Origin of the sequence: Kribbella polygonati (assembly GCF_050320105.1) — a bacterium.
In the GTDB taxonomy this organism is placed as follows: Bacteria; Actinomycetota; Actinomycetes; order Propionibacteriales; family Kribbellaceae; genus Kribbella.
On record NZ_CP190129.1, the window covers coordinates 1353823 to 1379851 of the forward strand.

Genomic DNA, 26029 nt, shown 5'->3' on the forward strand with positions numbered 1-26029 from the left:
CGTTCGATGTACGAGCGGGTGGTGCGGCCTGTCCTTTACCGGTTGGGGCGTGGAGATGCGGAGGTCGCGCACGAGCAGACGCTCGCCGGCCTCCGCCTCCTCGGCCGTGTCCCTGGCGCCCCGCGCGCCGGCGCTCGCCTGCTCGGCTCGACCGCACCCCGCACGGTGTTCGGGGTGCGGTTCCCGTCGCCGGTCGGGCTTGCCGCTGGGATGGACAAGAACGGGGTTGCGTTGCGGGCGTGGCCGGCGCTCGGGTTCGGGTTTGTGGAAGTGGGGACAGTTACCGCACATCCGCAGCCTGGGAACGAGAAGCCGCGGTTGTTCCGGCTCGTGGAGCAGGAAGCGGTCATCAACCGGATGGGGTTCAACAACCTCGGCAGCGCCGCCCTGGCCGACCGGCTCGCGGTGTACGGCGAGCTCGGCTACCCGCTCGGCATCTCGATCGGCAAGTCCAAGGTCACCCCGCTGGACCAGGCGGTCGAGGACTACGTGACCTCGCTGCGCCGCCTCTACCGGTACGGCGACTACTTCGCGGTGAACGTCAGCTCCCCGAACACCCCCGGCCTCCGCGAACTCCAGGACGCCGGCCACCTCACCGAACTCCTCACCGCCCTCCACGCCGAAGCACAAGCGCTGACCGTCGCCGGTCTGGCCCCGAAGCCGATCCTGGTGAAGATCGCCCCCGACCTGACCACCACGGCGATCGACGAACTCCTCCAGGTCTGCACCGGCACCGGCGTCGCCGGCATCATCGCCACCAACACCACGATCGGCCGCCCCGGCGTCGAAACCCACCCGCTGGCCACCCAAGCCGGCGGCCTCTCGGGCCGCCCGCTGGCCGAGATCTCCGCCAAGGTGGTCGCCCACATCCACCACGAGACCGGGGGAGCGCTACCTGTCATCGGTGTGGGAGGGATCGTCGACCCGGCCGATGCGCTGAGGTTGTTCGATGCCGGCGCCAGCCTCGTTCAAATCTACACAGGACTGATTTACCGCGGCCCAGGACTGATCCGCCAGATCAACAGGAGCTTGCCATGAGCAACAACAAACCGTTCGGCGCGCGCCTGCGCGCGGCGATGGACACCCGCGGCCCGCTGTGTGTCGGCATCGACCCGCACGCCCACCTGCTGGACGCCTGGGGCCTCCCGGACACCGCCGAGGGCCTGGCGTCGTTCACGTACGGCGTCGTCGACGCGCTCGCGGACCGGGTCGCGGTGTTCAAGCCGCAGTCCGCGTTCTTCGAGCGGTTCGGCTCGGCCGGGGTCGCCGTACTCGAGCAGGCCACGATCCGGCTCCGCGAGGCCGGCGCACTGGTGATCATCGACGCGAAGCGCGGCGACATCGGGACCACGATGGCGGGCTACGCGTCGGCGTACCTGTCCGAGAAGGGCCCGTTGGCGTGTGACGCGCTGACGGTCAGCCCGTACCTCGGGTTCGGGTCGCTGCAGCCCGCGATCGACGAGGCGCGGGAGGCGGGCGCCGGCCTGTTCGTGCTCGCGCTCACGTCGAACCCGGAGGGTCCGCAGTTCCAGTCCGCCCGTACCGCCGACGGCTCGACGGTCGCGGGCGCCGTACTGAACGGCCTGCGGGACCTGAACGCCGGCGCGGACGGCCTCGGCTCGTTCGGCGCGGTCGTTGGCGCGACCATCAGTTCGACCGAGGAGAACCTGGACATCGGCGGCCCGCTGCTCGCCCCCGGCCTCGGCGCCCAGGGCGGCACCGCCGAGGGCCTGACGAAGGTCTTCGGTACGGCGGTCCGCAACGTCGTACCGTCCAGCTCCCGCGAGATCCTCGGCGCCGGCCCGGACGCGAACGCCCTGCAGGACGCGGCCGAGCGCGCCAACGACGCCTACCGGGCGGTCCTCGGCTACTGAGTACCCTCGTCGGATGACGTCAGGCCTGGAGCTGTGCGCACGGTTCTACCACGAGGTTGTGCGGCACGTCGTCGACGTGCCGCACAGTGCGGCGCTGATGGGGCGTGGTTCGGAGGTGCTCGGGTTCGACGACGAGATGTCGACGGACCACAACTGCGAAGCCCGCGTGCTGCTGTTCGCCGACGGGGATCTCGAGGTGCGGGTCCCGCCGGAGTTCGAGGGACGGGCCGCGTTCGTCGAGGTGCACACGATCCGCGACTACTTCCTCGAGCAGCTGTCCTTCGACGTCGACGCCGAGCTGAGGCCGATGGACTGGTTGACCTTTCCGGAGTCGATCCTTCGCCAGCACACCGCGGGCGATGTCTTCCACGACGACCTCGGCCTGCAGGCGGTCCGTGACCGGCTGGCGTACTACCCGGACGACCTCTGGCGGTACCTGATGCTCGTCGCCTGGTGGCGCGTGCACCCGGAGATGAACCTGGTCGGTCGCGTCGGGTACGTCGGCGACGAGCTCGGTTCGTCGCTGATCGGGGCACGGCTCGTGCACGATCTGATGCAGCTGTGCTTCGTGCTGGAGCGCACCTACGCGCCGTACTCCAAATGGTTCGGTACGGCGTTCCGTCAGCTGTCGTGCGGTCCGGCGCTGGAGCCGCTGCTGCGCGAGGTGCTGCGCGCCGGTACGTGGCAGGAGCGCGAGGATTCGCTGCTGGCGGTGTACGCCGCTGTCGGTGAGCTGCACAACCGGCTCGGGATCACCGAACCGGTGACGCTCCGCGTGGAGCAGATGTGCGGGCGGCCGTTCAAGGTCCTGTGGGGCGACTTCATCGGCGAGCTCACCGCCCAGATCCAGGACCCGGACGTCCTGCGGATCTTCGAGCGCTGGCGCGTCGGCGGGATCGAGCAGGTCCGCGACGCGTTCTGGCGTCCCGCTGACCGCCGTCAGCTGGTGGAGCTGCTGTAGAGCCGGCCGAGCAGCTCCACGGCGGCCTGCGTCGCCGGGTGCGGATCCTCGCGCTGCCAGATCAGGTGTACGTCGACCGGCGCCGCGTCCCGCACCGGGCGGTACGTGACGCCGTCGCGCCGGTACTGCGTCGTCGTGGCCTGCGGTGTCATCCCGACGCAGCGCCCCGACGCGACCGCGGCCAGCCAGTCGTCGACGTCCTGGGTGTACTCGATCGCCGGGCGCGCGTCCGGCGGCCACAGATCGGCCGTGGTGCTGCCGGTACGCCGGTCGATGACGAGGGTCCTGTGCCGGAGCTGGTCGAGCGTGACGGCCCGTTTCCGGGTGAGCGGGTCGTCGGCGGGCAGAGCGCAGTACCGCTGCTCCTGGGTGAGCAGGACGTGCGCGAAGCGCCGGAGGTCGAGGTGGCTGCGGACGACCGCGAGGTCGCACAGGCCCTCGGCGAGGCCGCCGGTCGGGGTGTTGGTGCGGATCAGCTGCAGCTCGGTCCCGGGATGCTCGGCCGCCCAGCGGCGCTGGAACTCGCGGGTGTGGCTGCCGAACGCCGACCACGCGTGCCCGACGCGGAGCCGGCTGTGTCCGCCGGTCGCGTCGGCGACGAGTTCGTCGAGCTCCGCCAGGACGTGCCGCGCACGGGCGAGGACCCGGACGCCGACGGCGGTCGGAGTGAGCGACCGGCTGGTGCGGTGCAGCAGGCGGACGCCAAGTTCGCGTTCCAGCGCCAGCAGGTTCCGGGACACCGCGGCCTGCGAGATCCCGAGCTCGATTGCGGCGTCGGTGAACGTGCCGGCGTCGACGATCTCCACCAGGCACCGCAGCTGCCGGATCTCCATGACTCCAGCGTATAGATCCGCCGTACGCCGCATTTTGCAGCGGGCCGCCGGGAGCGGATCCTCGGGATCGTGAGGCGAGATCGGTGGGTCGGTGTGGTGATGATGCTCGGCAGCGGGCTGTCGACGCAGGTCGGTGCGTCGGTGGCGGCGCTCGCGTTCCCGGTGATCGGACCGGCGGGCGTGGTGGCGATCCGGCAGTGGGTCGCCGCGCTCCTGCTGCTCGCCGTCGGCCGGCCGCGATTCCGTACGATCACCGCCCGCCAGTGGCGCACAGTGATCGCCCTGGCCGCGGTCTTCGCCGTCATGAACCTGTCCCTCTACACAGCCATCGACCGCGTGGGCCTGGGACTCGCCGTGACGCTCGAGTTCCTGGGTCCGCTCTCCGTTGCACTGCTGGGCTCTCGGCGCCTGCTGGACCTGGTGTGCGCACTCGTGGCCGCTCCGGCCGTCATCCTCCTCACCCGCCCGCAAGCGACAACGGACTACCTAGGCGTCGGCTTGGGCCTGCTCGCGGCGCTCTGCTGGGCGTTCTACATCCTCCTGAACCGCAAGGTCGGCAGAGAGTTGCCGGGTGCAACAGGTGCCGCCGCGGCGGCCGGACTGTCCGGTTTGGCCTACGTACCCGTCGGCATCGTCGTACTGCTGCATCACCCCGCGACGCTCGCGGCCGCGACGTACGCGCTGGCTGCTGGTGTGCTGTCGTCCGCAGTCCCTTACTTCGTGGACGTTCTGACGCTACGGCGGGTCTCGGCGCAGTTCTTCGGCGTGTTCATGAGCGTCAACCCGGTACTCGCGGCTCTCGTCGGACTCGTTGTACTGCATCAGCGGCTGGCGGTGCTCGACTGGTTCGCGATCCTCGTGATCGTGTCCGCGAACGCGGTGGCGATCACCTTCGGCGCTGACGCAGTACGTCACAAACGGGTTCCAGTCGCGGAGTGCGACGTTGTTCACGGCGTGCCGGAAGGTGCGGTGACCCCGGCGTTCGGAAAGGTGTCGGCGGACGGGGAGCCACGGTCTTCCCGCGTGACACAGTGAAGGAACACGATGCGGAAGCTGGCAGCCCTCGCGGCGGTTGTGACGATGAGTGTTGGCGCCCTGACGGCCTGCTCGGGTGGCAACTACTGCGACGACCTGAAGAGCTACGTCGACACCGGCAAGAACCTCGACACCAAGAAGCCCGGGGACCTGGACAAGATCCTGTCGGAGTCCAAGAAGGTCAAGAGCTCGGCGCCGAAGGACCTGAAGGACGACTGGCAGGTCGTCATCGACTACATCGGCAAGGTCAAGGACGCGAACGGCGACACCACCAAGCTGGCGGAGCTGGCCAAGGGCGACGGCATGGCCAAGATCCAGTCGGCGCAGCAAGCGATCACCAAGCAGGCGAAGGACTCCTGCAAGATCGACATGAACAGCACCGGTAACTGATCCACCGCGGGTGCATCGGTGGGACGGCTCTGCCCGTTCCGTCCCACCGGAACCCGCCGGGTAGTAGCGTGACTTTCCGTGAAGACTCTCGCCGTTCTCGCCGTTCTCGCCACCGTCGCCGCCGGTGCCGGTCTGCTGACCGCCTGTACCGACGACCAGGCGTACTGCGTCGATCTGGCCAAGTACGCCGCCAAGGTGGTCGACGTCGACCCGCAGAAGCCGGTCGACTACGTGAAGATCCTGGACCAGGCGAAGAAGCTCCAGGGCTCCGCGCCGAAGGACGTCAAGGACGACTGGGGCGTGGTCGTGGCGTTCGCCGAGAAGGCCAAGAGGGCCGGTTCGGACAAGGCCGAGCTGGCCAAGCTGAGCAACCAGACCGGCGCCGTGATGACGGCGTACAACAACATCTCGGGGCAGGCGAAGGACAGCTGCAAGGTCGACCTGCCCAAGCTGAACTGACGACTCGACCCGACGTCGTCCGATCCCCGGGCTGAACCCGTGTTAGGTTCCCTTGCGAAGCCATACAACGGGACAAGGTGAAACGGTGCCACTTCCTACTTTGACTCCGGAGCAGCGTGCGGCAGCTCTGGACAAGGCCGCGGCGGCGCGGCGTGAACGAGCCGAGATCAAGAACCGGATCCGGCACTCGGGAGCGTCTCCGACGGAGGTGCTGCACGAGGGGCAGACGAACGACGTGATCGGCAAGATGCGGGTCAGCCAGCTGCTGCAGTGCATCCCCGGCGTCGGCAAGGTCCGGGCGCAGCAGATCATGGAGCGCGCGGGCATCTCCGAGACCCGGCGGGTCCGCGGCCTCGGCTCGAACCAGATCGCGGCGCTCGAGCGCGAATTCGCCGAGTGATCCAGGTGAGCCAGACCAAAACACCGACTGGCTCGTTGGACACTGGTGTGACGATGACCACGCACCCGAACGACCCTGCACCGGCCGACAGCGGTGAGCGGCCGCCGGCCAGGCTGACCGTGCTGGCCGGACCGACCGCGGTCGGCAAGGGCACGGTCGCCGCGGACATCCGGGAGCGGTTCCCGGACATCTGGATCTCGGTGTCGGCCACCACCCGCAAGCCGCGGCCGAACGAGGTGCACGGCGTGCACTACCTGTTCGTGTCGGACGCCGAGTTCGACCGGATGATCGCCGCCGGCGAGCTGCTCGAGTGGGCGGTCGTGCACAAGGCGGCTAGGTACGGTACGCCGCGGCAGCCGGTGCTGGACAAGCTCGCCACCGGCCGGCCCGCGCTGCTGGAGATCGACCTGCAGGGCGCCCGGCAGGTCCGCGAGACGATGCCGGAGGCGCACTTCGTCTTCCTGGCACCGCCGAGCTGGGACGAGCTGGTCCGCCGGCTGGTCGGTCGCGGCACCGAGACGCCGGAGGAGCGCGAACGCCGGCTCGAGACGGCGGTGCTGGAGCTCGCGGCCGAGAAGGAGTTCGACGTGACGATCGTGAACGCCTCGGTTCGGGAGGCCGCCGATCAGTTGGTAAAGTTGATTCGATCACCCTCCACCCCTGGAAAGAGCTGAACTTGTCTGGCAACCAGCCCGTCGCCATCGGCATCACCTCCCCGCCGATCGACGACCTGCTCACCCACACCGACTCCAAGTACAAGCTCGTGCTGTACTCGGCCAAGCGGGCGCGGCAGATCAACGCCTACTACTCGCAGCTCGGCGAGGGCCTGCTGGAGTACGTCGGACCGCTGGTCGAGACGCACGTCCAGGAGAAGCCGCTGTCGATCGCCATGCGCGAGATCAACGACGGTGTGCTGACCTGCACGGACATCGACCCCGAGGCCGAGGCGGAAGCCGCCGCGGCCGCGGAGAAGTCCGAGTAACAACCCCACACGACCGACCGGGAACGGAGTCCGCGTAGATGTCCGCAACCGGTGACCAGACCCCCGGTACGCCGAGCGCGCCGGGGGCTGACGTCGTGCCCAGGCACAAGCCGAACGTCGTGCTGGGCGTCGGCGGCGGGATCGCGGCGTACAAGGTCTGTGACCTGCTGCGGCGGCTGACCGAGTTCGGGCACAGTGTGCGGGTGGTGCCGACGGCGGCCGCGCTGGAGTTCGTCGGCGCGGCGACCTGGGCGGCGCTGTCCGGGAAGCCGGTGACCGCGGACCCGTTCGACGACGTCCACGAAGTGCCGCATGTGCGGATCGGCAAGGCCGCCGAGTTGGTCGTGGTGGCGCCCGCCACCGCGAACCTGATCGCGAAGGCGGCGCACGGGCTGGCCGACGACCTGCTCACGAACACACTGCTCACCGCGCGCTGCCCGATCCTGTTCGCGGCCGCGATGCACACCGAGATGTGGGAACACCCGGCCACCCAGGCGAACGTCGCGACGCTGCGGTCGCGGGGGATCACCGTGCTCGACCCGGCGGTCGGGCGGCTGACCGGCTCGGACACCGGGCGTGGCCGGCTGCCGGAGCCGTCGGAGATCTTCGCGATCAGCCAGCTGATGCTCGCCGACGAGGCGGCGCGGGCGGCCGGGCAGTCGGTGGCCGATCTGACCGGGAAGCACGTACTGATCAGCGCCGGCGGGACCCGCGAGCACCTCGACCCGGTGCGGTACCTCGGCAACTCGTCGTCCGGGAAGCAGGGGTACGCGCTGGCCCGGATCGCGGCCGCCCGCGGCGCGAAGGTGACGCTGGTCGCGGCCAACTCCGAGCTGCCCGACCCGGCCGGCGTCCAGGTGGTGCCGGTGGTCTCGGCCCAGGACCTGTACGACGAGATCACCGGCCGGGCCGCCGACGCCGACGCGATCGTGATGGCCGCGGCGGTCGCGGACTTCCGCCCGGCGGACGTCGTCGAGCACAAGATCAAGAAGACCGCCGACGGCGCCGTACCCGCGGTCAACCTGGTGCAGAACCCGGACATCCTGCACACGATCTCGCACGACCGCGCCCGCCCCGACCAGGTCATCGTCGGGTTCGCCGCGGAGACCGGCGACGCCAACCACACGGTCCTCGAGCTCGGCCGCGCCAAACTCGAACGCAAGGGCTGCGACCTCCTGGTCGTCAACGACGTCTCCGGCGGCAAGGTCTTCGGCAGCGACCTCAACGAAGCCGTAATCCTCGACCGCACCGGCACCGCCCTCCCCGTCCCCTCCGGCTCGAAAGACGCCCTCTCCGGCGTCATCTGGAACCTGGTCGCCACCCGCTGGTCCTAAGAGGACAGGAGCTGTCCGCTTCTCGTTCTAGGGTCGGGGGATGGAGATCTCCTGGGGTGCTGTGGTTGGGCGGCGGATGCGGCGGCACGGGCTGGTCGAGCCTGTGGGTGCGGCGGTTGACGCGGTGCGGGGGATGTGTGGGGCGCATGCGCAGATCGCGGCGGCGGGGGAGGTTTCCGTGGCGGTGCGGGTGGTGGGGGCGGATCGGGGGACGGTGCAGCGGGACGACGGGCTGGTGAAGACGTTCGGGCCGCGGGGGACCGTGCATCTGTTGCCGGTCGAGGATCTGCCGATGTGGACCGGGGCGTTGTCGGGGCTGCCGGGGAACGGGCAGCAGCCGGAGCCGATCCGGATGACGCCGGACGAGATCGACCAGGTGGTGGTGGCGATCGGGGAGGCGCTCGCGGACGACGACCTGACCGTCGACGAGCTGACCGAGGAGGTCGTACGGCGGACCGGTGAATGGGCTCGTACGCCGACCATCCCCGCGTTCCAGGGCGCGTGGGCGCGGTGGCGGCAGGCGGTGTACGTCGCGGCGCACGCCGGCGTCCTCTGTCACGGGCCGATGCGCGGACGGCTCACGACGTACTCGAATCCGCACCGTCTGCGCCCGTTCGACCCGATGCCCGCCGAGAAGGCGCTCACCGAACTGCTCCACCGGTACCTGTACTCCTATGGCCCCGCCACCCCGCAGCAGTTCGCCCGTTGGCTCAAGACCACGCCCACCCTGGTCAAGCCGTACTTCGACGACCTCCCGCAGGTCCGGCTCAACGGTGAGATGGCGTGGGTGGCACCAGGGGACGAGGACTTCCCGGACGACCGTGCCGACGGCGTACGCCTGCTGCCGTACTTCGACGCGTACGGCGTCGGCAGCTACCCGCGGGAGCTGCTCTTCCCCGGCAAGGCGTTCGAGCGCGCGACCGCCCGCGGCCAGGCCGGGAACTATCCGCTGCTGCTCGTGGACGGCGTCGTCGCGGGCGTCTGGCACCAGAAGAAGGCCGGCCGGACACTGCACGTCACGGTCGAGGCGCTGGCCCCGCTGAACCGGCGCCGGCGGCAGCTGCTCGACGCCGAGGTGGACCGGTTGGGTGCGATCCTCGGTGCTGCGCCCTCGCTCACACTCGGCGACGTGACGGTCGGCCCGCACGCGTGAAACCTGGCCAGTTGTCCAGAATATGGTCGCTGGTCTTGTATATCGGACGAATTCGGAGCGTCGCCGGGATCCCGGGGGAAACTGCTGGCATACTTCCCAGATGCATCGCCAACCGCCGGTGCATTGGGGGGATCGCGCGGCCGGATCCATCAGCCGGGCGGCACACGAGGAATTCGAGGGAGAACTGTGGCGAGGCGCCTTTTCACGTCCGAGTCCGTGACCGAGGGTCACCCGGACAAGATCGCTGACCAGATCAGCGACTCCATCCTCGACGCGTTGCTGGCCGAGGACCCGAAGAGCCGGGTCGCGGTCGAGACCCTGATCACCACGGGTCTGGTGGTTGTCGCGGGTGAGGTCACCACGACGGCGTACGTCGACATCCCGGGGATCGTGCGGTCGCGCATCCTCGAGATCGGCTACGACTCGTCCCTGAAGGGCTTCGACGGCGCGTCCTGTGGGGTGCAGGTCGCGATCGGGAGCCAGTCCGCGGACATCGCCCAGGGCGTGGACACGGCGTACGAGACGCGCTCGGCCGCGTCGCAGGACGCGCTGGACCTGCAGGGCGCCGGCGACCAAGGGCTGATGTTCGGCTACGCGTCGAACGAGACGCCGGAGCTGATGCCGCTGCCGATCACGATCGCGCACCGGCTGTCCGAGCGGCTCGCCGAGGTGCGGAAGAACGGCACGCTCGCCTACCTGCGCCCGGACGGCAAGACCCAGGTCACCATCGAGTACGACGGTGACAAGGCGGTCCGGATCGACACCGTGGTGGTGTCCAGCCAGCACGCGGCCGACATCAACCTCGACACGATGCTGACGCCGGACATCAAGAAGCACGTTGTGGACCCGGTGCTCGAGCAGTTCGACATCGACGCGACCGGCTACCAGTTGCTGGTGAACCCGACCGGCCGGTTCGAGATCGGCGGCCCGATGGGCGACGCCGGGCTGACCGGGCGGAAGATCATCATCGACACGTACGGCGGGATGGCCCGGCACGGCGGCGGCGCGTTCTCCGGCAAGGACCCGTCGAAGGTGGACCGGTCGGCGGCGTACGCGATGCGCTGGGTGGCGAAGAACATCGTCGCGGCCGGCCTCGCGGACCGGGTCGAGTGCCAGGTCGCGTACGCGATCGGCAAGGCCGCGCCGGTCGGCTTCTACGTCGACACGTTCGGCACCGAGAAGGTCGAGGTCGCGAAGATCGCCGAGGCGGTCCGCGAGGTCTTCGACCTGCGCCCGGCGGCGATCATCCGGGACCTGGACCTGCTCCGCCCGATCTACGCCCAGACCGCCCGGAACGGCCACTTCGGCCGCACCGGCGAGGACTTCACCTGGGAGCGCACCGACCGCGTCGAGGCCCTCAAGGCCGCGATCAACAAGTAACGCCCGGTTCACCGCACGGCCCGGCTGCTGTCACGGCAGCCGGGCCGTCGCTTGTCCACAGGGACAGGCCGACCTCCGACGGAGTGTCGTCCCGGCCGACTAGAGTTTCCCGGTGACATCGAACGGAGACTCGCCGGAGCAGCTGACGCTGCTGCGTGACACCGTTCGCCGGTCACGCACGAAGGAACCTGCTGAGATCACCGCGACGTTGCCGGTGGCCCGGATCGCGGTCGACGTCTCGCTGCCGCACCTGGACCGGCCGTTCGACTATCTGGTCCCGGACGACCTGACCGCGACCGCGCAACCGGGTGCCCGGGTGAAGGTGCGGTTCGCCGGCAAGGACCTGGACGGGTTCGTGCTGGAGCGGCTGGCCGAGTCCGACCACGACGGCAAGCTGGCCCGGCTCCGCAAGGTGGTGTCCGGCGAGCAGGTGCTGACGCCGGAGATCGCGGACCTGTGCCGGGCGGTCGCCGACCGGTACGCCGGGGTGTTCGCGGACGTCACGCGGCTCGCGGTCCCGCCACGGCACGCGAAGGTGGAGAACGAGCCGCTGCGCTGTGATCAGCCGCTGGTGCCGCCGGTGTCGACGTCCCGCTCGGAGTGGTCGCCGTACCCGGCCGGTTTCCTCGACGCGATCGCGCGGGGCGAGGCGCCGCGGGCGGTGTGGACCGCCGTACCGGGGGCCGACTGGCCGCTCGCGTTCGCGCAGGCTGCGGCGGTGTGTGCGGCGTCGGGTCGTGGCGCGTTGCTGCTGGCGCCGGACGCGCGGGACCTGGAGCGGCTGGCGGCTGCCTGCACAGCGGTGCTGGGCGAGACCGGGTTCGTCACGCTGTCGGCGGATCTCGGGCCGACGGCCCGGTATCGCGCGTTCCTGGCCGCGCTGCACGGGCGGGCGCGGGTGGTGATCGGGACGCGCGCGGCGGCGTTCGCGCCGGTGGCGGACCTCGGGCTGGTGGCGATCTGGGACGACGGCGACGAGTCGTACGCCGAGCCCCGCGCGCCGTACCCGCATGCCCGCGAAGTCCTGCTGCTACGGGCGTTCCGGCAGCAGTGCGCGGCGTTGCTCGGCGGGTTTGCGCGGTCCGCGGAGGCGGCGGCGCTGATCGAGTCCGGGTTCGCCCACGAGCTGATCGCGGACCGGAAGGTGATCCGCGCGGCGGCGCCGTCGGTGCACATCGCGGGGGAGTCGGACCACGACCTGGCCCGGGACCCGTCGGCGCGGGCGGCGCGGCTGCCACACCGGGCCTTCGAGATCGCGCGCGAGGGGCTGCGCTCCGGGCCGGTGCTGGTCCAGGTCCCGCGGGCCGGGTACCTGCCGAGCCTGGTGTGCCAGACGTGCCGGGCGCCGTCGCGGTGCGCGACCTGCGGCGGCACGTTGCGCCGTACCGGGGGATCGGGGCCGGCCAGCTGCAGCGTCTGCGGGCGCCCGGCCGCGGACCACCGGTGCCCGGAGTGCGGTGACACCCGGATGCGCGCCGCGATCATCGGAGCCCGCCGTACGGCGGAGGAGCTGGGGCGGGCGTTCCCCGGCGTCGTCGTCCGTACGTCGGGTGGCGACAACGTGCTGGACGTCGTGCCGGACGCGCCCGCGCTGATCGTGAGTACGCCCGGCGCCGAGCCGGTCGCCGAGGGCGGGTACGCCGCGGCGCTGCTGCTCGACACCTGGCTGCTGCTGTCCCGCCCCGACCTGCGCGCCGCCGAGGAGGCCGTCCGCCGCTGGTTCAACGCGGCCGCCCTGGTCCGCGCGGGCGCTCCGGTGATCCTGGTCGGCGACCCGTCCGCCCTTCCGCTGCAGGCGATCGTCCGCTGGAGCCCCGAGGGATACGCGCTCCGCGAGATCGAGGAACGCCGTACCGCCCGCCTCGCCCCGGCCGCCAAGCTCGCCGAGCTGACCGGCCCGCCCGAGGCCGTGAACGACCTGATCACCCGCCTCCGCGACGTGATCCCGCCGTCGGCCGGCCTGGAGGTGCTTGGCCCGGTGGACGTCGACGACGAGACCGCGCGCGCCGTGGTCCGCACCCCTCGCGCCCACGGCGGCACGCTGGTCCGCTCCCTCAAGGAAGCCCAATCGGCCCGCGCCACCAAGAAGAACCCCGGCACGGTCCGCCTCCAGGTCGACCCGCCCAACTTCGGCTGACCTACCGCCGGAACGCCTTCCTGGCCGCCGCCGCGGTCGTCGTGAAGTACTCCGCGGGCTCGAGGAACCACCACTCGTCGAACGGCACGCCGTTGGTGAGGTCGCGCCGATAGCCGAAGCACACCAGGTAGAGCGGCCTGATGTACATGACGCCTTCGAGCCGGTCGAGCTCCTCGTCGGTCAGCTCGACGTGCTTGCGGTACGCCGCGACGACCGCCTCGACCCGCTCCTCGTTCGTGCTTCGCGTGGGCGCCCAGTTCCCCGTGCCCCACAGCAGGAACGCGAGATCGGAGAGCCGCGCGCCTCGCCCCGATGCCTTCCAGTTGATTGCTACCGGCCCGTTCTTGCCGATGATCGCGTGATTGGGTGCATGCAGGAGATTGCCGTGGAGCAACCCTTCGGGCAGTCCTTCGGCGTCGTCCGCGGAGCGCACCTGGTCGAGGAGCTGCTCGAACCGCTCGCGGTCGGCCGCCCCGACCTTCGTGTCCACGGCGTCGAGAAACGCCAACCCTGCCAGGAGATCCTGCCGCGGCGTCCCCATCCGCCGGGGGTCCTCGCCGCTCGCCCCGCCTGGCCGGCTGACGGTCTCGTCGTACGGCAGCGCATGCAGCCGTCCGAGCAGGTCGGCCATGATCGCGAAGCCCTCTTCGTCCGGCAGCGGCGTGCTCTCGACGTACTCGGTGACGAGGACCGCGCTGCCGTCGAAGTCGGAGACCGCGTCGTCGACCGCGAGCCGTTCCGCGGGATAGTCGTGCCGCGCGAGAAATCGCAGTACGGCGGCGTCGCCCTCGACGTCGGACCGCGACCGGGCCGGCGGGAATGCCCGCGCGATCCACGCGGGACCGTCGGTCCGGTCGATGCGGAAGACGTACGTCTTGTGCACGCTGAGCTTGGTCGCCGCGACCGCGTCGATCCCGTAGCGGTTCCGGAGATGGACGAGCAGCCGATCGCCGTCCGGCTCGTGGTGGATGCGGTCGGTCAGCCCCTCGAGGTCGGTCAGTGCCTCGGTGTACCGCTGGCCGGTCTCCTCGGCGTGCCGCCGTACGACCTTCTTGAAATTGCCGTCCTTCGTCATGACAAGCCTCCTCGTCGACACCCTCGTCCCCCAGTGACGTGGTGTGCAGAGTTGGCCTGCTGGCAGCAACGACCGAGAGGGCTGATTCCCCTTCGCCCGATGGAACCCCGACTGGGGCGGATGTCCCACGGCTCGGCGACCGGTCGGCGCCGTCAGCCAATCTGGCCGATCGCCGCGGGTGCTGTCAAGCGGTCGATGCCGGCTCAAGCAGTCGATGCCAGCGACGTCGAGGCCGTGAGCAGCTGGCTGCCGAGGGACGTGCGGTGGTAGAGGACGGTCCGGCCGTCGCGCCGGGAGGCGACCACGCCCGCGTTGCGGAGGATGCTCAGGTGGACGCTGAGGGTCGGCGCGGACACGCCCAGCTGGTTGGCCAGATGGGTGGTCGACATCGGCAGGTCGAGGTGGCTGACAATGGCGGCGCGGGTCCGGCCGACCAGGTCCGCGAGCGGGGAGTCGGTGGTGTCCTGGCGGTCCTCCCACAGCCGGCCGAGACCGCGCGGCGGGTACGTGATCGTCGGGACGTGCGGCGCTCCGGTGACGGCGAGGCCGGCGGGCCACGTAAAGACGCAGGGGACGAGCAGCACGCCCTGGCCGGCCATCGGTTCGCCGTCGCAGCAGTACGGGCGGTCGATCTCGATCCGGTCGCTGCGGTAGTGGATCGAGGGGTGCAGGTTGCGGAACAGGCGTTCCAGGCCGCCGCTCGCCAGTTCGTCCAGGCGGAACGCGAGGTCTTCCTGGAGCAGGGCGCGCATCCGGCGCCAGTCGGGCTCGATCGCGCGCCGCCAGTACGAATCGAGGGCCGAGGTGATCCGCTCCAGGCCGGCGGCCGGGTGCGCGATCAGGTCGGGCAGCAACGGATGCGGCGTGTCGTGGTGCAGCCGGCCGAGCTCGTCCACCACCAGGTCGACAGGCGTGGCGGCGACCGCGGCCAGGCCCGACTCGAAGCTCGTCGACCGTCGCGGCGGCGCGGGCGTGAGGAAGTCCGGGACGTACCCGGCCGGCGGGATAAGGGCCTTGAGCAACGTCAGGTCGTCGCCCTCGATGGTGGGCCGGACCTTCTGCAGCCACGGGCCGTGCACGCTGCGCGCGGTGTTGTTGCTCAGCGCCCGGACACTGGTCATGGTCTCCCACAGCGGCGCCAGCGCGAACCGGATCCGCCCGGCGTCCGCGGCGGTCAGCCTGATCGTGATCACCGGCCCAGATTAGTCCTGAGCCTAATCGTCGACAAGGCCCGGGCGACCCCGGACAGTTGGTCCCATGAGCGCAATCGCCGTCGGCAAGCCCCGGTCCACCGCCCTTCCGCGGGCGTTCTGGGCGCTGTGGGTGTGCCAGCTGGTCAACCGGCTCGGCAGCTTCGTCCAGCCGTTCCTCGTCCTCTACCTCACCCACGACCGGCACCTCTCCGCCGGTACGGCGGGAGCCGTCGCGGCCGCGGTCGGCGCCGGCACCGTGACGGCCCAGCTGGCCGGCGGCTTCCTCGCCGATCGGGTCGGCCGCCGCCTGACGATGCTGATCTGCTTCTTCGGTACGGCGGCCGCGCTGATCCTGCTCGGTTCCGCCCGCGAGATGGCGCTGATCTGGGTGAGCGCGTTCCTCGTCGGGCTGCTCGGCGACCTGTTCCGCCCCGCCGTACAGGCGACGGTCGCGGACCTGCTCGACCCGGCCGAACGGGTCCGCGCGTACGGCCTGCTGTTCTGGGCGATCAACCTCGGCTTCTCGGTGTCGACCGTCAGCGCGGGCGTCCTCGCCTCGGTCGGGTACGGCCTGCTGTTCTGGCTGAACGCCGGTACGTCGGTGATCGCCGGCGCGGTGATCTGGGCGCTCGTCCCGGAGAGCCGCCCGGTCCTCGACGCGAGCACGCCCCGCCGGCCGGTGCTCGCCGTGGTCCTCCGGGACCGGGTGTTCCTGGCGATGATCCTGATCCAGATCGGCTATGCGACGATCTACATGCAGGGGTACTCGACGCTGCCGCTGGCGATGTCGGACGACGGCCTGAGCTCGAAGACGTACGGCCTGGTGATCGCGCTGAACGGCGTGGTGATCGTGCTCGTGCAGCCGTTCCTCGCCCGCTGGATGGCGAAGCTCGACCGCCCGAAGCTGCTCGCGACGTCGATGCTGGTGGTCGGTCTCGGCTTCGGGGTCGGTGCCGTCGTGCACAGCTGGTGGGGGTACGGGCTGTCGGTGGTGGTGTGGACGCTCGGCGAGATCGGGTTCGCGGCCGTGATCGGCGCGGTGTTCGCCGACCTCGCGCCGGTCGACCTGCGCGGCCGGTACATGGGCCTGTCCGGGATGGCGTTCGGCGTCGGTACCGTGGTCGGACCGCTCGCCGGTACGAACGCACTCGAGCACCTCGGGCCAACTGTCACCTGGCTGGGCTGCGCCGTACTCGGCGTCGCGATCTTCGTCGGCCAGTACTCGCTGGCGCCCGCCCTGCACGCCCGCGCGGAAGCGAACTCGTAGGGTGACGGTATGAGCGAGCGTGCGGTCGACGTGGTCGTGTTCGACATCGGTGGGGTGCTGCTGGACTGGAGTCCGACGTACCTGTACGCCGACCTGATCCCGGACGAGGAGGCGCGTACGCACTTCCTCACCAAGGTCGCGACCCCGGCCTGGAACCACCGGCAGGACGAGGGCCGGCCGTGGGCCGAGGCGGTCGCGGAGCTGACCAGCCTGCACCCGGAGCACGCCGAGTGGATCGAGGCCTACGACACCGGCTGGCTGCGGATGGTGAAGGGCGTGTTCGAGGACACCGCCGCCGTACTCGCGGAACTCCAGCGCGCCGGCGTACCGACGTACGCGCTGACCAACTTCTCCGCGGAGAAGTGGGAGGTGGCGAAGGAGGCGTTCCCGATCCTCACGCACTTCGACGGCGAGGTGGTGTCCGGCGTCGAGCAGACCGTGAAGCCGGACGAGAAGATCTACCGGATCCTGATCGAGCGATTCGGGCTGGACCCGGCGCGGACGTTCTACACCGACGACATGGCGTACAACGTCGACGGCGCCCGGGCGGTCGGCCTGGACGCCGAGGTCTTCACCGGCGCCGCGAACCTCCGCACTCAGCTCCGTGACCGTGGCATCGCATTACAGTGATCGGGTGACCTCCGAAGACCGGTCGCCCGCGATCGGCGACGTGGACCGCAACGCGGCTGTCGAACGCGTGCAGGCGGCGTACACCGGCGGGTACCTGACGCACGGTGAGATGGAGCAGCAGCTCGACGAGGTGCTGTCCGCGCGGACCCGCTTCGACCTGGAGCTGGCGGTCGCCGCGCTCCCGGCCCTGCCGGCGGGGAGTACGTCGACGATCAACGCGGCGTCCGGGCGGATCGTCCGGCGCGGCGGCTGGCGGCTGCCGCGGTACCTGAAGGTCGTGTCGATGTACGGGCGGGTCCGGCTCGACCTGTCGCAGGCGCAGTTCGAGGACGGCGCGGTCGACATCGACCTGAACGTGATGCACGGCGGCGTCAAGATCACGTTGCCCCGGAACGCGGTCGTCGACTTCGACAGCGTGCACACCGAGTGGAAGGACACCCGGTACAAGCCCGCGCGGAACCCGGCCGCCGACGGCCCGCGGGTCCGGCTCACCGGCGTGCTCGGGTTCGGCCGGCTGAAGATCCGGCACGCCAGGCGTTAGACGGCCGCGGAGATGGTTTCGGTGTACGTCGGGGTGGTCGCGAGGTGCGCCGCCTCGACGTAGATCGTGCGGTCCTGGCAGGTCATCGGAGTGAGCGCGACGCCGGGCTTTCCGGCGTACATGGTCTGCGGTTTGCCGAGGCCGGGCCGCCAGCGGTCGATCGTGTACAGGTCCTCGCCGGTGCTGCTGACGGTGCGGGTCTCCCAGAGGATCCAGTTGCCGCAGGCAAGGATCGTGTCGGTGACGACGGTGCCGAGCCGGCGGGCGGGGGAGTCGCCGGACTCGCGGACGTACGCCTTGCTCTGGTATTGATCTGGGTCGTTGGCGCCGACCTCGGACCAGACCGTCGCGCCCTGGACGGTGGCGCCGCTCCACTGGATGCAGTTCGTTGCCGCGGGCACCGGCTTGGAGGCGCCGCCGGTCAGTGCCGCGGTCTGGATGCGCTTGCAGCGTTGCGCGGTCTCCGGGGCGATGATCTCGCTGAACGTGACTGTGTCGGCGGAGACGACCGGGTCGGCGACGTACCCGGGGGCCGGCACGCAGGTGACGGTGCGGGACTTCAGGGTGGCGAGGTCCGCGACGATCAGGCAGGAGCGGTTCTTCGCGTCGGTGGAGCTGTACGCGAACGTTCCGTCGTACGCGCCGATCTCCGGCTCCGACACCGGCGGGATCGCGGGGGCCGTCGCCTTGCCGGTGCTGAGGTCGTAGCGCAGCACCTTGATCTGCGGGTCCGGACCGTCGGAGCGGATGTCCTCGACCAGCGCCCAGCGGTCGTCGATCACGACGGGGGACTGGGCCACGAATCCCGCGGCGGGGACGTGCCGGACGACGACCTTCTTGGTGGTGCGGTCGGTGATGGTCGTCGTACCGGCCTCGTCGCTGCCGCGGGTGACGACGTACTTGCGTTGCTGGGTGACGAGATGCTGGCCGTCGACCGGTTGCCGTAGGACGTTCGCCCAGGTAGGGATCGCCGTACCCACGTCCGTCGGTTTCGACGGGGTTGGTGTCGGGGTGGGCGTCGGGGTTGTTTCCGGTTTGCTGGTGGAGCAGCCCGCGAGGACGAGGACGAGGGTGCCTACGGCAACGGTACGACGACGCATCTACAGCCCGATGTTCTGGAAGGAGTTGGCCAGGGTGGCGTTGAACAGGGCGCTTGCGGGGATGTTCTTCGGGCCGTCGGTGACGTTGCCGCGGCTGTTGAAGCGGCGCTCGTTGAACACCTCGAAGATCGCGATCGTGCCGTTCTTCTTGTCGTAGCCGCGGCCGACCTGGTAGTGCCCGCTGTGGTTGAAGGCGAGGTACGGGAAGTACCGCTTCAGGAGCTGGACGTGTTCGATCACCGGAGCCTTGTAGACGCCGAGGTGCTTCTCGTGCACCTGCAGGAAGGTCTGTGCGTTCCAGGTGGAGACGCTCTGCACGATGTAGCTGCCGGCCGCCTTGGGCCAGCCGGTCTTCAGGTTCGTCTGCTGCACCATCGCGGAGATCGCCGTACCGCCGGTGGTCGAGCCGAGGTCCTTCGCCCAGGACGCCTGGGTGTCCTTCTGGTTGTCGTCCGCCCAGTCGATCGACTGGAACGTCGCCGGACCGCACCAGTACCCCTTCTCCTGGGACGTCTGATACCCCTTCATGATGTACGCCGAGTCCGGCGCCACCACCGGCACCACCGGAGTGGACGGCGTACTGGTGGGCGAGCTGGTCGGCGTTCCGACGGTGCTCGGCAGGGTCGTTGGTTTGTCGGTTGGTGTTTCGGTGGGGGTGCTGCTGGGGGTTGGTGCCGGGTTGGGGTGTGGGGTGTTGGCCTCGGCGAGTTCGCGGAGTTCGCGGGCCTTGTCGCGGCCGTTCCAGGCTGCTTGCATCTCGTCGAGCTCCGCGGTGACGCGCTGGCTCTTCGGGAGTGCGGCCCGCTGCGCGACGAACGCCGCCGGCGTCAGGTCACCCGTGGGGATGTCCTGCTCGGCACTCGCCTCGTCTGCTGCGCGCAGGCTCGGCTGCTCCATCAACGCGTGCCGCTGAACACCCGTCGGCACCTGCTCCACGAACCCGAGCCCGAGACAGTAGTTCTCGGTCTCCAGCTTGAAACACCTCAGCATCGACGACGCCTGCGCGGACACATCCGCCGAGCGCAGTTGCACGTCACCGGGCGAGGTCTCCGTCACCTCCTTCACCACCTCACTCCACGACCGCGCTGCAGGCGGCTCGTCCGAGCTCGCCGTCGGGGTCCCGCCGGGGGCGGCGGGGTCCGCGGTGGGCTCTCCGCTCGCGACCGCGGTCGGCCCAACGGTCGGCTCAGCCGTGTTGCCGGTGGTCGGCTCGGCCGTGCTGCCGGTGGTTGGCTCGGCGGTCGGCTCGGCCGTGGTGGCGGCGGTGGGCGTTGGCGCGGGTGGAGCGTGGAATTGCGGGTCGCGGGGTTGGTAGGCCTGGGCGGTGAGGGGTGCCTGGGCGAGCAGTGCACCCAGGAGGACCAGAGTGACCCCCCGTGCTGCTGTGAGCATTGGGTCTCCCGAGCGGCGTGTGACGGCAGTGACTGTAGGTACGCCTGGGACCACAGTACGTGCTTGTGGCAACAAACGGGAGGGGCCTCCCGCCCGGAATCTTTCCTGTAGGCCGACTAAACTGTCCCGGTCCCGGTTCTTGAAGCGTGTGGAGTGTCTGTGTCGGTCCAACCCATCCGCCTGTTCGGCGACCCCGTACTGATCACCAAGGCCGAGCCGGTCGTCGACTTCGACGCCGAGCTGCGCCGCCTGGTGGCGGACCTCACCGACACCATGCAGGACGCCCCCGGCTCCGGCCTGGCCGCGCCGCAGATCGGCGTCGGCCTGCGGGTCTTCACGTACCACGTCGAGGGCGAGCTGGGGCACCTGATCAACCCGGAGCTCTCGCTGTCCGTCGAGGAACAGTTCGGCCCCGAGGGCTGCCTGTCGATCCCCGGCCTGACCTTCGACTGCCGTCGCGCCCAGTCGGTCATCGCGAAGGGCTTCAACATGTACGGCGACCCGGTGGTGATCGAGGGCTCCGACCTGCTGGCCCGCTGCATCCAGCACGAGACCGACCACCTCGACGGCGTCCTGTTCGTCGACCGCCTCGACCGCGAAACCCGCAAGACCGCGATGAAGGCCATCCGCGAAGCCGAATGGTCCGGCCTCTCCGGCCCCCCACAGATCAAGGTCTCCCCCCACCCCACGAACGGATTCGGGCTGTGAGAGTCGTCTTCGCCGGTACGCCGGAACCTGCTGTCACCGCGCTCGAGGCGATTGTTGCCAGTCGCCACGAACTGGTCGGGGTCGTCACCCGGCCGGACGCGCCGGCCGGGCGTGGGCGGCGGCTGGTCGCGTCGCCGGTCGCGCAGTACGCCGAGGAGCTCGGTGGGGTGGAGATCCTGAAGCCGGTGAAGCCCAGCGATCCCGACTTCCTGGCGCGGCTGCGGGAGATCGCGCCGGACTGCTGCCCGGTGGTCGCGTACGGCGGACTGCTGCCGCAGGCGGCGCTCGATATCCCGGCGCACGGGTGGATCAATCTGCACTTCTCGGTGCTGCCCGCGTGGCGGGGCGCGGCGCCGGTGCAGCACTCGATCATCTCCGGCGACGACGTGACCGGGGCGAGCACGTTCCGGATCGTGAAGGCGCTCGACGCCGGCCCGGTGTACGGCGTACTGACCGAGCCGATCGGGCCCGAGGACACGTCCGGCGACCTGCTGCACCGGCTCGCGGTGTCCGGGTCGAAGCTGCTGGTCGACACGCTCGACGGGATCGAGGCCGGTGTACTGGAAGCGCGCGAGCAGCCCGCGGACGGGGTGACGCTGGCGCCGAAGCTCACCGTCGAGGACGCCGAGCTGGACCTGAACGCCTCGGCGCAGCGGGTGGACCGGCTGGTGCGCGGGTGCAACCCGGCGCCGGGTGCGTGGACGACGTTCCGCGGCGAGCGGCTGAAGGTGCTCGCCGTACGGCTCACGTCCGAGGAGCTGAAGCCGGGGGAGCTGCAGGCGACCAAGTCCACCGTGAAGGCCGGGACCGGGAGCAAGGCGGTCGAGCTGGTGACGGTGCAACCGCAGGGCAAGAAGCCGATGGCGGCGGCCGACTGGGCGCGTGGTGTGCGGCTGACCGACGAGGACGTCTTGGGGTGAGCGATCGTTCGCCGCGGAACCGCGGGCCGCAGCGGGGCCCGGACCCGGTACGGCGGGTCGCGTACCAGGTGATCCGGCAGGTGACCGCCGAGGGCGGGTACGCGAACCTCGCCCTCAACAAGGCGCTCCGCGAGGCACGGCTCTCGGGTCGCGACGCCGCGTTCTGCACGGAGCTGGTGCACGGGACGCTGAGGTGGCAGGGCACGTACGACGCCTGTCTCGCGCGGAGCGTGTCACGCCCACTGGACGAGCTGGACCCGGAGCTGCTGGACATGCTGCGGCTCGGCAGTCACCAGCTGCTGAACATGCGGGTCGACTCGTACGCCGCGGTGTCGGAGATGGTCACGCTGACCCGCGCGGTGCTCGGCCAGAAACGCACCGGCCTGGTCAACGCCGTACTGCGCAAGATCAGCCAGCGGACGCTGGAGCAGTGGATCGGCACGGTTGCTCCGCGCTGGGAGGACGACCCGCTGGGGCACCTGGCGGTCGCGGAAGCCCACCCCCGCTGGGTGATCGACGCCTTCGACCGTGCGCTCACGGACGGTCCGGGCGCCGCCCCGGAAGGCGACGCCATGATCGAGTTGGAGCGGTTGCTCGTCGCGGACAACGACCCGCCGCGGGTGACGCTGGTGGCTCGGCCGGGGCTGTCGGACGTGGACGAGCTGGTGGCGGCTGGAGCGGAGGCCGCGAGGTGGTCGCCGTACGGCGCTGTGCTGGGTGGCGGCGGAGATCCGGGGCGGATCGAGGCGGTCGCGACCGGGCGGGCGGGCGTTCAGGACGAAGGTTCGCAGCTGGTGGCGATCGCGTTGGCGTCGGCGAAGGTCGACGGGGACGACGCGAACTGGCTCGACCTGTGCGCCGGCCCGGGCGGGAAGTCCGCGTTGCTCGCCTCACTGGTGCAGGACGGCCGGCTGACGGCGGTCGAGCCGCTCAAGCACCGGGCCGAGCTGGTCCGGCAGAACCTCCGCGCGATCCCCGGCGACCACACGGTGCTCGTCGGCGACGGCACCAAGCCGACCTGGCCGGCGGGTTCGTTCGACCGGGTGCTGGCCGACGTACCGTGCAGCGGTCTCGGCGCGCTCCGGCGGCGCCCGGAAGCGCGCTGGCGCCGTACGCCGGAGGACGTCGAGGAGCTGCGGCCGTTGCAGGAGGCGCTCCTGGGTTCGGCGATCGACTCGGTCCGGCCGGGCGGGGTCGTGGCGTACGTGACCTGCTCGCCGCACCCGGACGAGACGCGCGCCGTGGTCGAGACGGTACTCGCCAGGCGGACCGACGTGGCGCTGGAGGACGCGCGGCCGTTGTTCCCCGGCGTACCCGATCTGGGTGATGGTCCCGACGTACAGCTCTGGCCGCATCTGCACGGGACCGACGCGATGTACCTGGCGCTGATCCGCCGTTCATAGTCCGGACCTGGTGTCAGGCGCTACTGGGCGAACGGTCATGATGGTGTGGTGACAACGACGGCCACACGCCCCGCGGGCTCGACTCGGCAGCATCATCTGGTCGGGCTGACGTCCGCGTTCGGGATCGGGATGCTGGTCGCGGTCCAGTCCCGGATCAACGGGGAACTCGGCGGCAAGCTCGGCGACGGGATCCCGGCGGCGCTGATCTCGTTCGGCACGGGGCTGCTGGTGCTGCTGGTCGTCACGGCGCTCGTTCCGGGGGTGCGGCGCGGGCTGGGCAATGTGTGGCGGTCGATCCGCCGGCCGATGCGCGGGTACGGCGGGCTGCGCTGGTGGCAGTGCACCGGTGGTGTCGCGGGTGCGTTCCTGGTGGCGACGCAGTCGATCACGGTGTCGGTGATCGGCGTCGCGGTGTTCCTGGTGGCGGGTGTCGCCGGGCAGGCGATCAGCAGTCTTGTGGTCGACCGCCTCGGGTTCGGGCCGGCGGGGCCGCAGCCGTTGACCACGTTGCGGATCGCCGGGGCGGCGGTTGCGCTGGTCGCGGTCGCACTCGCGGTGTCGGAGCAGTTGAGTCACCCGGACGGGCTCCTGCTCGCGGTCCTGCCCGCACTCGCCGGCGTCGGGACCGCCGTACAGCAGGCCATCAACGGGCGGGTCGCCCGTACCGCGTCGTCGGATGCGTACGGCGCGGTCGCCGCCGGGGTGGTGAACTTCTTCGTCGGGTTCCTCGCGCTGCTGCTCGTCTTCGTCGTCGACCTGGCGCTCCGGGGTGCACCGAAGGCGTTGCCGGGTGAGCCCTGGCTGTACTTCGGCGGCCTGTGCGGCGTGATCTTCATCAGCGCGGCCGCCGCCGTGGTCCGCGTCGTCGGCGTCTTCGTCCTGGGCCTCGGCACCATCGCCGGCCAACTGATCGCCAGCCTCTTCATCGACCTCTTCCTCCCCGTCTCCGCCAAACCAGTCACCACCCCAGTAGTAGCCGGCACCCTCCTGGCCCTGGTCGCCGTAGCAGTCGCCGCCGTCCCCAACCTCCGCCGCACCTAGCCCGAAACGTGCACACCCAGCCCACAGCGCGCGCACACCTAGCCCGGAGCGTGCCCGCACCTAGATCGAGGCGTGCCCGCACCACGCGCGGAGCGTGCCCACCTCGCGCGGAGCGTGCCCGGGCCTCGCGCGGGGCGTGCCCGGGCCTCGCGCGGGGCGTGTCCGGGCCTCGCGCGGAGCGCGCCGACCTGGCGCGGAGCGCGCCCGCATCTCGCGCGGAGCGCGCCCGCATCTCGCGCGGAGCGTGCCCGCACCTAGTTCGAGGCGTGCCTGCACCTCGCGCGGAGCTAGCCCGGAGCGCGCGCACCTAGCGGGAGCGCGCGCACACCTGGCCCGGAGCGCGCGCACACCTGGCCCGGAGCCCGCGCACACCTGGCCCGGAGCCCGCGCACACCTGGTTCGAGGCGTGCCCGGCCCACGCGCGGAGCGTGCCCGCCCCTCGCGCGGTGCGTGCCCGGGCCTCGCGCGGAGCGTGCCCGCGCCTTGCGTGGAGCCTGCGGGCGCGACTTGCGACGCGAACTGTGCGCCTAGCGGGCGGCTCCGCATCCGCAGTTCGTCTGGGACGCGGATCTCCACCACTCACGAACGGTGCGGCGCGGCCCCGCCCGACGCGGCGGCCGCGGCGGCCGGCCGCCGGCTCGGTAGGGTTGGTGAGTGGTGGAGGTCCGCCGATGCAGCTGGGTGTTCTGGTGAGGACCAGTGGGTGGGTGGGAGGCGCCGGGTGGGTGCCGCGGCGGCTGGTTTGTGGCCGGGGTGGTTGGGTCTGCGCGCTGGGGTGGACGCGGTGGTGAAGGTGGGCTGAGCCGGTCGGGGTGGTGAGGAGGGGGAGGCCCGGCGGGCTCAGGTGGTCGCGGTGGCGACCGCCGGTTTGCGGCGGAGGTTGTTGAGTAGGCCTTGGGAGACGGCGACGCCGGCGAGGACGATGAGGCCGCCGACCGGTTGGTACCAGGTGATGTGTTCGTGCAGCACGATGACGCCGACCAGGATCGAGAAGACCGGCATCAGGTACGTCACCATCGACGAGCGGCTGGCGCCGATCAGGCGGATGTTGCGCATGTTGATGACGAACGCGAGCCCGCTGCCCAACGCCCCCAGCGCGACCACGCTCAGCACGACCTTCAGCGACAACGACCACGGCGCGGGTGGTGCCTGCCCGGTGACCAGCGGCGCGACCAAGGCGAGCTGGACCGTTGCGCAGAGCAACAACGCCGTCGACAGCGCCGTACCGGACAGTGACGTGCCGGCCAGGAACCGTTTCTGGTAAGGGATCGCGAGCCCGTAGAAGACCGCGGCCAGCATGCACAACCCCTGCCCGGCGAGGTCCGCCCCACCCTGCACCCGCCACGCCCCGAGCACCACAAGCATCCCCAGGAACCCGATCAGCAACCCGAGCCCGCGCTGCGCGGAGAACTTCTCGGTCCGGAAGATGAGTACCGCGATCGGCAGCACGATCAGCGGCGTGATGCCGTTCCAGATCCCGGCCAGCAACGACGGGATCCGCTGCTCGCCGTACCCGAACAGCGTCCACGGGATCGCCGACCCGATCGCCCCGACCACGAACGAGTGCGCCCACAGTCGCGGGTCCCGAGGCAGCGGCTCGCGCTTCACGATCAGGATCGCCAGCAGTACGACGGACCCGGCCAGCACCCGGCCGAGGGCCAGGTAGAGCGGCGGCAGTTCGCGCACGCCGACCGAGATGAAGAGGAAACTGCAGCCCCAGATGGCGGCCAGCGCCAGCATGTTCGGGACCCAGGCCCGGGCGGGGGCGTTGTCAGGAGTCGTCACCGTGCTCACTCCTGACATCCTGCACTACCGAACCGG

Annotated in this window: 26 protein-coding genes; 20 read left to right on the forward strand and 6 right to left on the reverse strand. The window is 70.7% G+C overall.

The features are described from left to right. Positions 1 to 6 precede the first annotated feature (6 nt). The 3 genes from ACQHIV_RS06385 to ACQHIV_RS06395 are packed head-to-tail and all read left to right on the forward strand — an operon-like array spanning position 7 to position 2835. The gene (locus tag ACQHIV_RS06385; RefSeq protein ID WP_427896415.1) at positions 7 to 1038 is read left to right on the forward strand and encodes a quinone-dependent dihydroorotate dehydrogenase; all 1032 of its coding nucleotides are present in this window, start codon (positions 7 to 9) and stop codon (positions 1036 to 1038) included. Next, positions 1035 to 1874, forward strand: coding sequence for an orotidine-5'-phosphate decarboxylase (gene pyrF / locus ACQHIV_RS06390; protein WP_427892518.1), 840 nt, complete (start codon positions 1035 to 1037; stop codon positions 1872 to 1874). Before ACQHIV_RS06385 ends, pyrF begins: the two co-directional genes overlap by 4 nt. A 13-nt stretch (positions 1875 to 1887) precedes the next feature. After that, positions 1888 to 2835 (forward strand): DUF4037 domain-containing protein, encoded by a 948-nt coding sequence (locus ACQHIV_RS06395; protein ID WP_427892519.1) that lies wholly within the window; start codon positions 1888 to 1890, stop codon positions 2833 to 2835. Here the strand turns inward: ACQHIV_RS06395 and ACQHIV_RS06400 are convergent. Next, positions 2814 to 3668, reverse strand: a complete 855-nt coding sequence (locus ACQHIV_RS06400) for a LysR family transcriptional regulator (RefSeq protein WP_427892520.1) — start codon at positions 3666 to 3668, stop codon at positions 2814 to 2816. The genes ACQHIV_RS06395 and ACQHIV_RS06400 overlap by 22 nt on opposite strands. A 69-nt stretch (positions 3669 to 3737) precedes the next feature. Here ACQHIV_RS06400 and ACQHIV_RS06405 point away from each other — a divergent pair, with 69 nt between their 5' ends. The 10 genes from ACQHIV_RS06405 (at position 3738) to ACQHIV_RS06450 (ending at position 12938) form a co-directional block, all read left to right on the forward strand. Continuing rightward, positions 3738 to 4703 carry an EamA family transporter gene (locus ACQHIV_RS06405; protein WP_427892521.1) on the forward strand — a complete coding sequence of 322 codons (966 nt, stop codon included), beginning with the start codon at positions 3738 to 3740 and terminating at the stop codon, positions 4701 to 4703. 9 nt (positions 4704 to 4712) lie between these two features. Beyond that, positions 4713 to 5093, forward strand: coding sequence for a hypothetical protein (locus ACQHIV_RS06410; protein ID WP_427892522.1), 381 nt, complete (start codon positions 4713 to 4715; stop codon positions 5091 to 5093). Positions 5094 to 5171: 78 nt separating this feature from the next. After that, positions 5172 to 5552 carry a hypothetical protein gene (locus ACQHIV_RS06415; RefSeq protein WP_427892523.1) on the forward strand — a complete coding sequence of 127 codons (381 nt, stop codon included), beginning with the start codon at positions 5172 to 5174 and terminating at the stop codon, positions 5550 to 5552. Between the two features lie 85 nt (positions 5553 to 5637). Then, positions 5638 to 5952 carry an integration host factor, actinobacterial type gene (mihF, locus tag ACQHIV_RS06420; protein ID WP_141851332.1) on the forward strand — a complete coding sequence of 105 codons (315 nt, stop codon included), beginning with the start codon at positions 5638 to 5640 and terminating at the stop codon, positions 5950 to 5952. A gap of 53 nt (positions 5953 to 6005) precedes the next feature. Further along, a complete protein-coding gene (gmk, locus tag ACQHIV_RS06425) occupies positions 6006 to 6626 on the forward strand; it encodes a guanylate kinase (protein ID WP_427892524.1) in 621 nt (206 codons plus the stop codon). A gap of 2 nt (positions 6627 to 6628) precedes the next feature. Next, a complete protein-coding gene (gene rpoZ / locus ACQHIV_RS06430; protein ID WP_209695034.1) occupies positions 6629 to 6934 on the forward strand; it encodes a DNA-directed RNA polymerase subunit omega in 306 nt (101 codons plus the stop codon). Positions 6935 to 6972: 38 nt separating this feature from the next. Beyond that, complete coding sequence (gene coaBC / locus ACQHIV_RS06435) at positions 6973 to 8268, forward strand: bifunctional phosphopantothenoylcysteine decarboxylase/phosphopantothenate--cysteine ligase CoaBC (protein WP_427892525.1); 1296 nt, start codon at positions 6973 to 6975, stop codon at positions 8266 to 8268. 40 nt (positions 8269 to 8308) lie between these two features. Then, positions 8309 to 9421 carry a winged helix DNA-binding domain-containing protein gene (locus tag ACQHIV_RS06440; protein ID WP_427892526.1) on the forward strand — a complete coding sequence of 371 codons (1113 nt, stop codon included), beginning with the start codon at positions 8309 to 8311 and terminating at the stop codon, positions 9419 to 9421. A gap of 186 nt (positions 9422 to 9607) precedes the next feature. Further along, entirely contained in the window at positions 9608 to 10801 is a 1194-nt protein-coding gene (gene metK / locus ACQHIV_RS06445; protein ID WP_427892527.1) for a methionine adenosyltransferase, read from the forward strand. A 112-nt stretch (positions 10802 to 10913) separates the two neighbouring features. Then, the gene (locus ACQHIV_RS06450) at positions 10914 to 12938 is read left to right on the forward strand and encodes a primosomal protein N' (RefSeq protein ID WP_427892528.1); all 2025 of its coding nucleotides are present in this window, start codon (positions 10914 to 10916) and stop codon (positions 12936 to 12938) included. Position 12939: 1 nt separating this feature from the next. Here the strand turns inward: ACQHIV_RS06450 and ACQHIV_RS06455 are convergent, their stop codons facing one another. Both ACQHIV_RS06455 and ACQHIV_RS06460 read right to left on the reverse strand, forming a co-directional pair. After that, complete coding sequence (locus tag ACQHIV_RS06455; protein ID WP_427892529.1) at positions 12940 to 14013, reverse strand: phosphotransferase enzyme family protein; 1074 nt, start codon at positions 14011 to 14013, stop codon at positions 12940 to 12942. A gap of 203 nt (positions 14014 to 14216) precedes the next feature. Next, positions 14217 to 15206 carry an ArsR/SmtB family transcription factor gene (locus ACQHIV_RS06460; protein WP_427892530.1) on the reverse strand — a complete coding sequence of 330 codons (990 nt, stop codon included), beginning with the start codon at positions 15204 to 15206 and terminating at the stop codon, positions 14217 to 14219. A gap of 64 nt (positions 15207 to 15270) precedes the next feature. Here ACQHIV_RS06460 and ACQHIV_RS06465 point away from each other — a divergent pair, with 64 nt between their 5' ends. The 3 genes from ACQHIV_RS06465 to ACQHIV_RS06475 are packed head-to-tail and all read left to right on the forward strand — an operon-like array spanning position 15271 to position 17644. Further along, positions 15271 to 16473 (forward strand): MDR family MFS transporter, encoded by a 1203-nt coding sequence (locus ACQHIV_RS06465; RefSeq protein WP_427892531.1) that lies wholly within the window; start codon positions 15271 to 15273, stop codon positions 16471 to 16473. A 9-nt stretch (positions 16474 to 16482) separates the two neighbouring features. Beyond that, the gene (locus ACQHIV_RS06470) at positions 16483 to 17103 is read left to right on the forward strand and encodes an HAD family hydrolase (RefSeq protein ID WP_427892532.1); all 621 of its coding nucleotides are present in this window, start codon (positions 16483 to 16485) and stop codon (positions 17101 to 17103) included. Between the two features lie 4 nt (positions 17104 to 17107). Then, positions 17108 to 17644, forward strand: coding sequence for a DUF1707 SHOCT-like domain-containing protein (locus ACQHIV_RS06475; RefSeq protein ID WP_427892533.1), 537 nt, complete (start codon positions 17108 to 17110; stop codon positions 17642 to 17644). Here the strand turns inward: ACQHIV_RS06475 and ACQHIV_RS06480 are convergent. Next, positions 17641 to 18744 carry a hypothetical protein gene (locus ACQHIV_RS06480; RefSeq protein ID WP_427892534.1) on the reverse strand — a complete coding sequence of 368 codons (1104 nt, stop codon included), beginning with the start codon at positions 18742 to 18744 and terminating at the stop codon, positions 17641 to 17643. The genes ACQHIV_RS06475 and ACQHIV_RS06480 overlap by 4 nt on opposite strands. Continuing rightward, positions 18745 to 20136, reverse strand: a complete 1392-nt coding sequence (locus tag ACQHIV_RS06485; protein WP_427892535.1) for a C39 family peptidase — start codon at positions 20134 to 20136, stop codon at positions 18745 to 18747. Between the two features lie 159 nt (positions 20137 to 20295). On the opposite strand from ACQHIV_RS06485, the gene def reads away from it, so the two are divergent. From def to ACQHIV_RS06505, 4 genes are read left to right on the forward strand one after another with little or no spacing between them, the layout of a single operon-like run. Next, positions 20296 to 20844, forward strand: coding sequence for a peptide deformylase (gene def / locus ACQHIV_RS06490; protein ID WP_427892536.1), 549 nt, complete (start codon positions 20296 to 20298; stop codon positions 20842 to 20844). Continuing rightward, on the forward strand, positions 20841 to 21764 hold the full coding sequence (fmt, locus tag ACQHIV_RS06495; protein WP_427892537.1) for a methionyl-tRNA formyltransferase: 924 nt from the start codon (positions 20841 to 20843) through the stop codon (positions 21762 to 21764). The genes def and fmt overlap by 4 nt, the downstream gene beginning before the upstream one ends. After that, a complete protein-coding gene (locus ACQHIV_RS06500) occupies positions 21761 to 23167 on the forward strand; it encodes an RsmB/NOP family class I SAM-dependent RNA methyltransferase (RefSeq protein WP_427892538.1) in 1407 nt (468 codons plus the stop codon). The genes fmt and ACQHIV_RS06500 overlap by 4 nt, the downstream gene beginning before the upstream one ends. 48 nt (positions 23168 to 23215) lie before the next feature. Beyond that, positions 23216 to 24208, forward strand: coding sequence for a DMT family transporter (locus ACQHIV_RS06505; RefSeq protein WP_427892539.1), 993 nt, complete (start codon positions 23216 to 23218; stop codon positions 24206 to 24208). An 840-nt stretch (positions 24209 to 25048) separates the two neighbouring features. Here ACQHIV_RS06505 and ACQHIV_RS06510 read toward each other — a convergent pair. Continuing rightward, positions 25049 to 25993 carry a DMT family transporter gene (locus ACQHIV_RS06510; RefSeq protein WP_427892540.1) on the reverse strand — a complete coding sequence of 315 codons (945 nt, stop codon included), beginning with the start codon at positions 25991 to 25993 and terminating at the stop codon, positions 25049 to 25051. Positions 25994 to 26029: the final 36 nt, after the last annotated feature.

Excerpts from the sequence above, each read along its gene's own strand:
- ACQHIV_RS06480 (WP_427892534.1), bottom strand. The coding sequence starts at position 18,744 with ATGCGTCGTCGTACCGTTGCCGTAGGCACCCTCGTCCTCGTCCTCGCG.
- ACQHIV_RS06395 (WP_427892519.1), top strand. The coding sequence starts at position 1,888 with ATGACGTCAGGCCTGGAGCTGTGCGCACGGTTCTACCACGAGGTTGTG.
- ACQHIV_RS06440 (WP_427892526.1), top strand. The coding sequence starts at position 8,309 with ATGGAGATCTCCTGGGGTGCTGTGGTTGGGCGGCGGATGCGGCGGCAC.
- ACQHIV_RS06455 (WP_427892529.1), bottom strand. The coding sequence starts at position 14,013 with ATGACGAAGGACGGCAATTTCAAGAAGGTCGTACGGCGGCACGCCGAG.
- ACQHIV_RS06400 (WP_427892520.1), bottom strand. The coding sequence starts at position 3,668 with ATGGAGATCCGGCAGCTGCGGTGCCTGGTGGAGATCGTCGACGCCGGC.
- pyrF (WP_427892518.1), top strand. The coding sequence starts at position 1,035 with ATGAGCAACAACAAACCGTTCGGCGCGCGCCTGCGCGCGGCGATGGAC.
- ACQHIV_RS06470 (WP_427892532.1), top strand. The coding sequence starts at position 16,483 with ATGAGCGAGCGTGCGGTCGACGTGGTCGTGTTCGACATCGGTGGGGTG.
- gmk (WP_427892524.1), top strand. The coding sequence starts at position 6,006 with ATGACCACGCACCCGAACGACCCTGCACCGGCCGACAGCGGTGAGCGG.
- ACQHIV_RS06410 (WP_427892522.1), top strand. The coding sequence starts at position 4,713 with ATGCGGAAGCTGGCAGCCCTCGCGGCGGTTGTGACGATGAGTGTTGGC.
- ACQHIV_RS06385 (WP_427896415.1), top strand. The coding sequence starts at position 7 with ATGTACGAGCGGGTGGTGCGGCCTGTCCTTTACCGGTTGGGGCGTGGA.
- coaBC (WP_427892525.1), top strand. The coding sequence starts at position 6,973 with ATGTCCGCAACCGGTGACCAGACCCCCGGTACGCCGAGCGCGCCGGGG.
- ACQHIV_RS06465 (WP_427892531.1), top strand. The coding sequence starts at position 15,271 with ATGAGCGCAATCGCCGTCGGCAAGCCCCGGTCCACCGCCCTTCCGCGG.
- ACQHIV_RS06485 (WP_427892535.1), bottom strand. The coding sequence starts at position 20,136 with ATGCTCACAGCAGCACGGGGGGTCACTCTGGTCCTCCTGGGTGCACTG.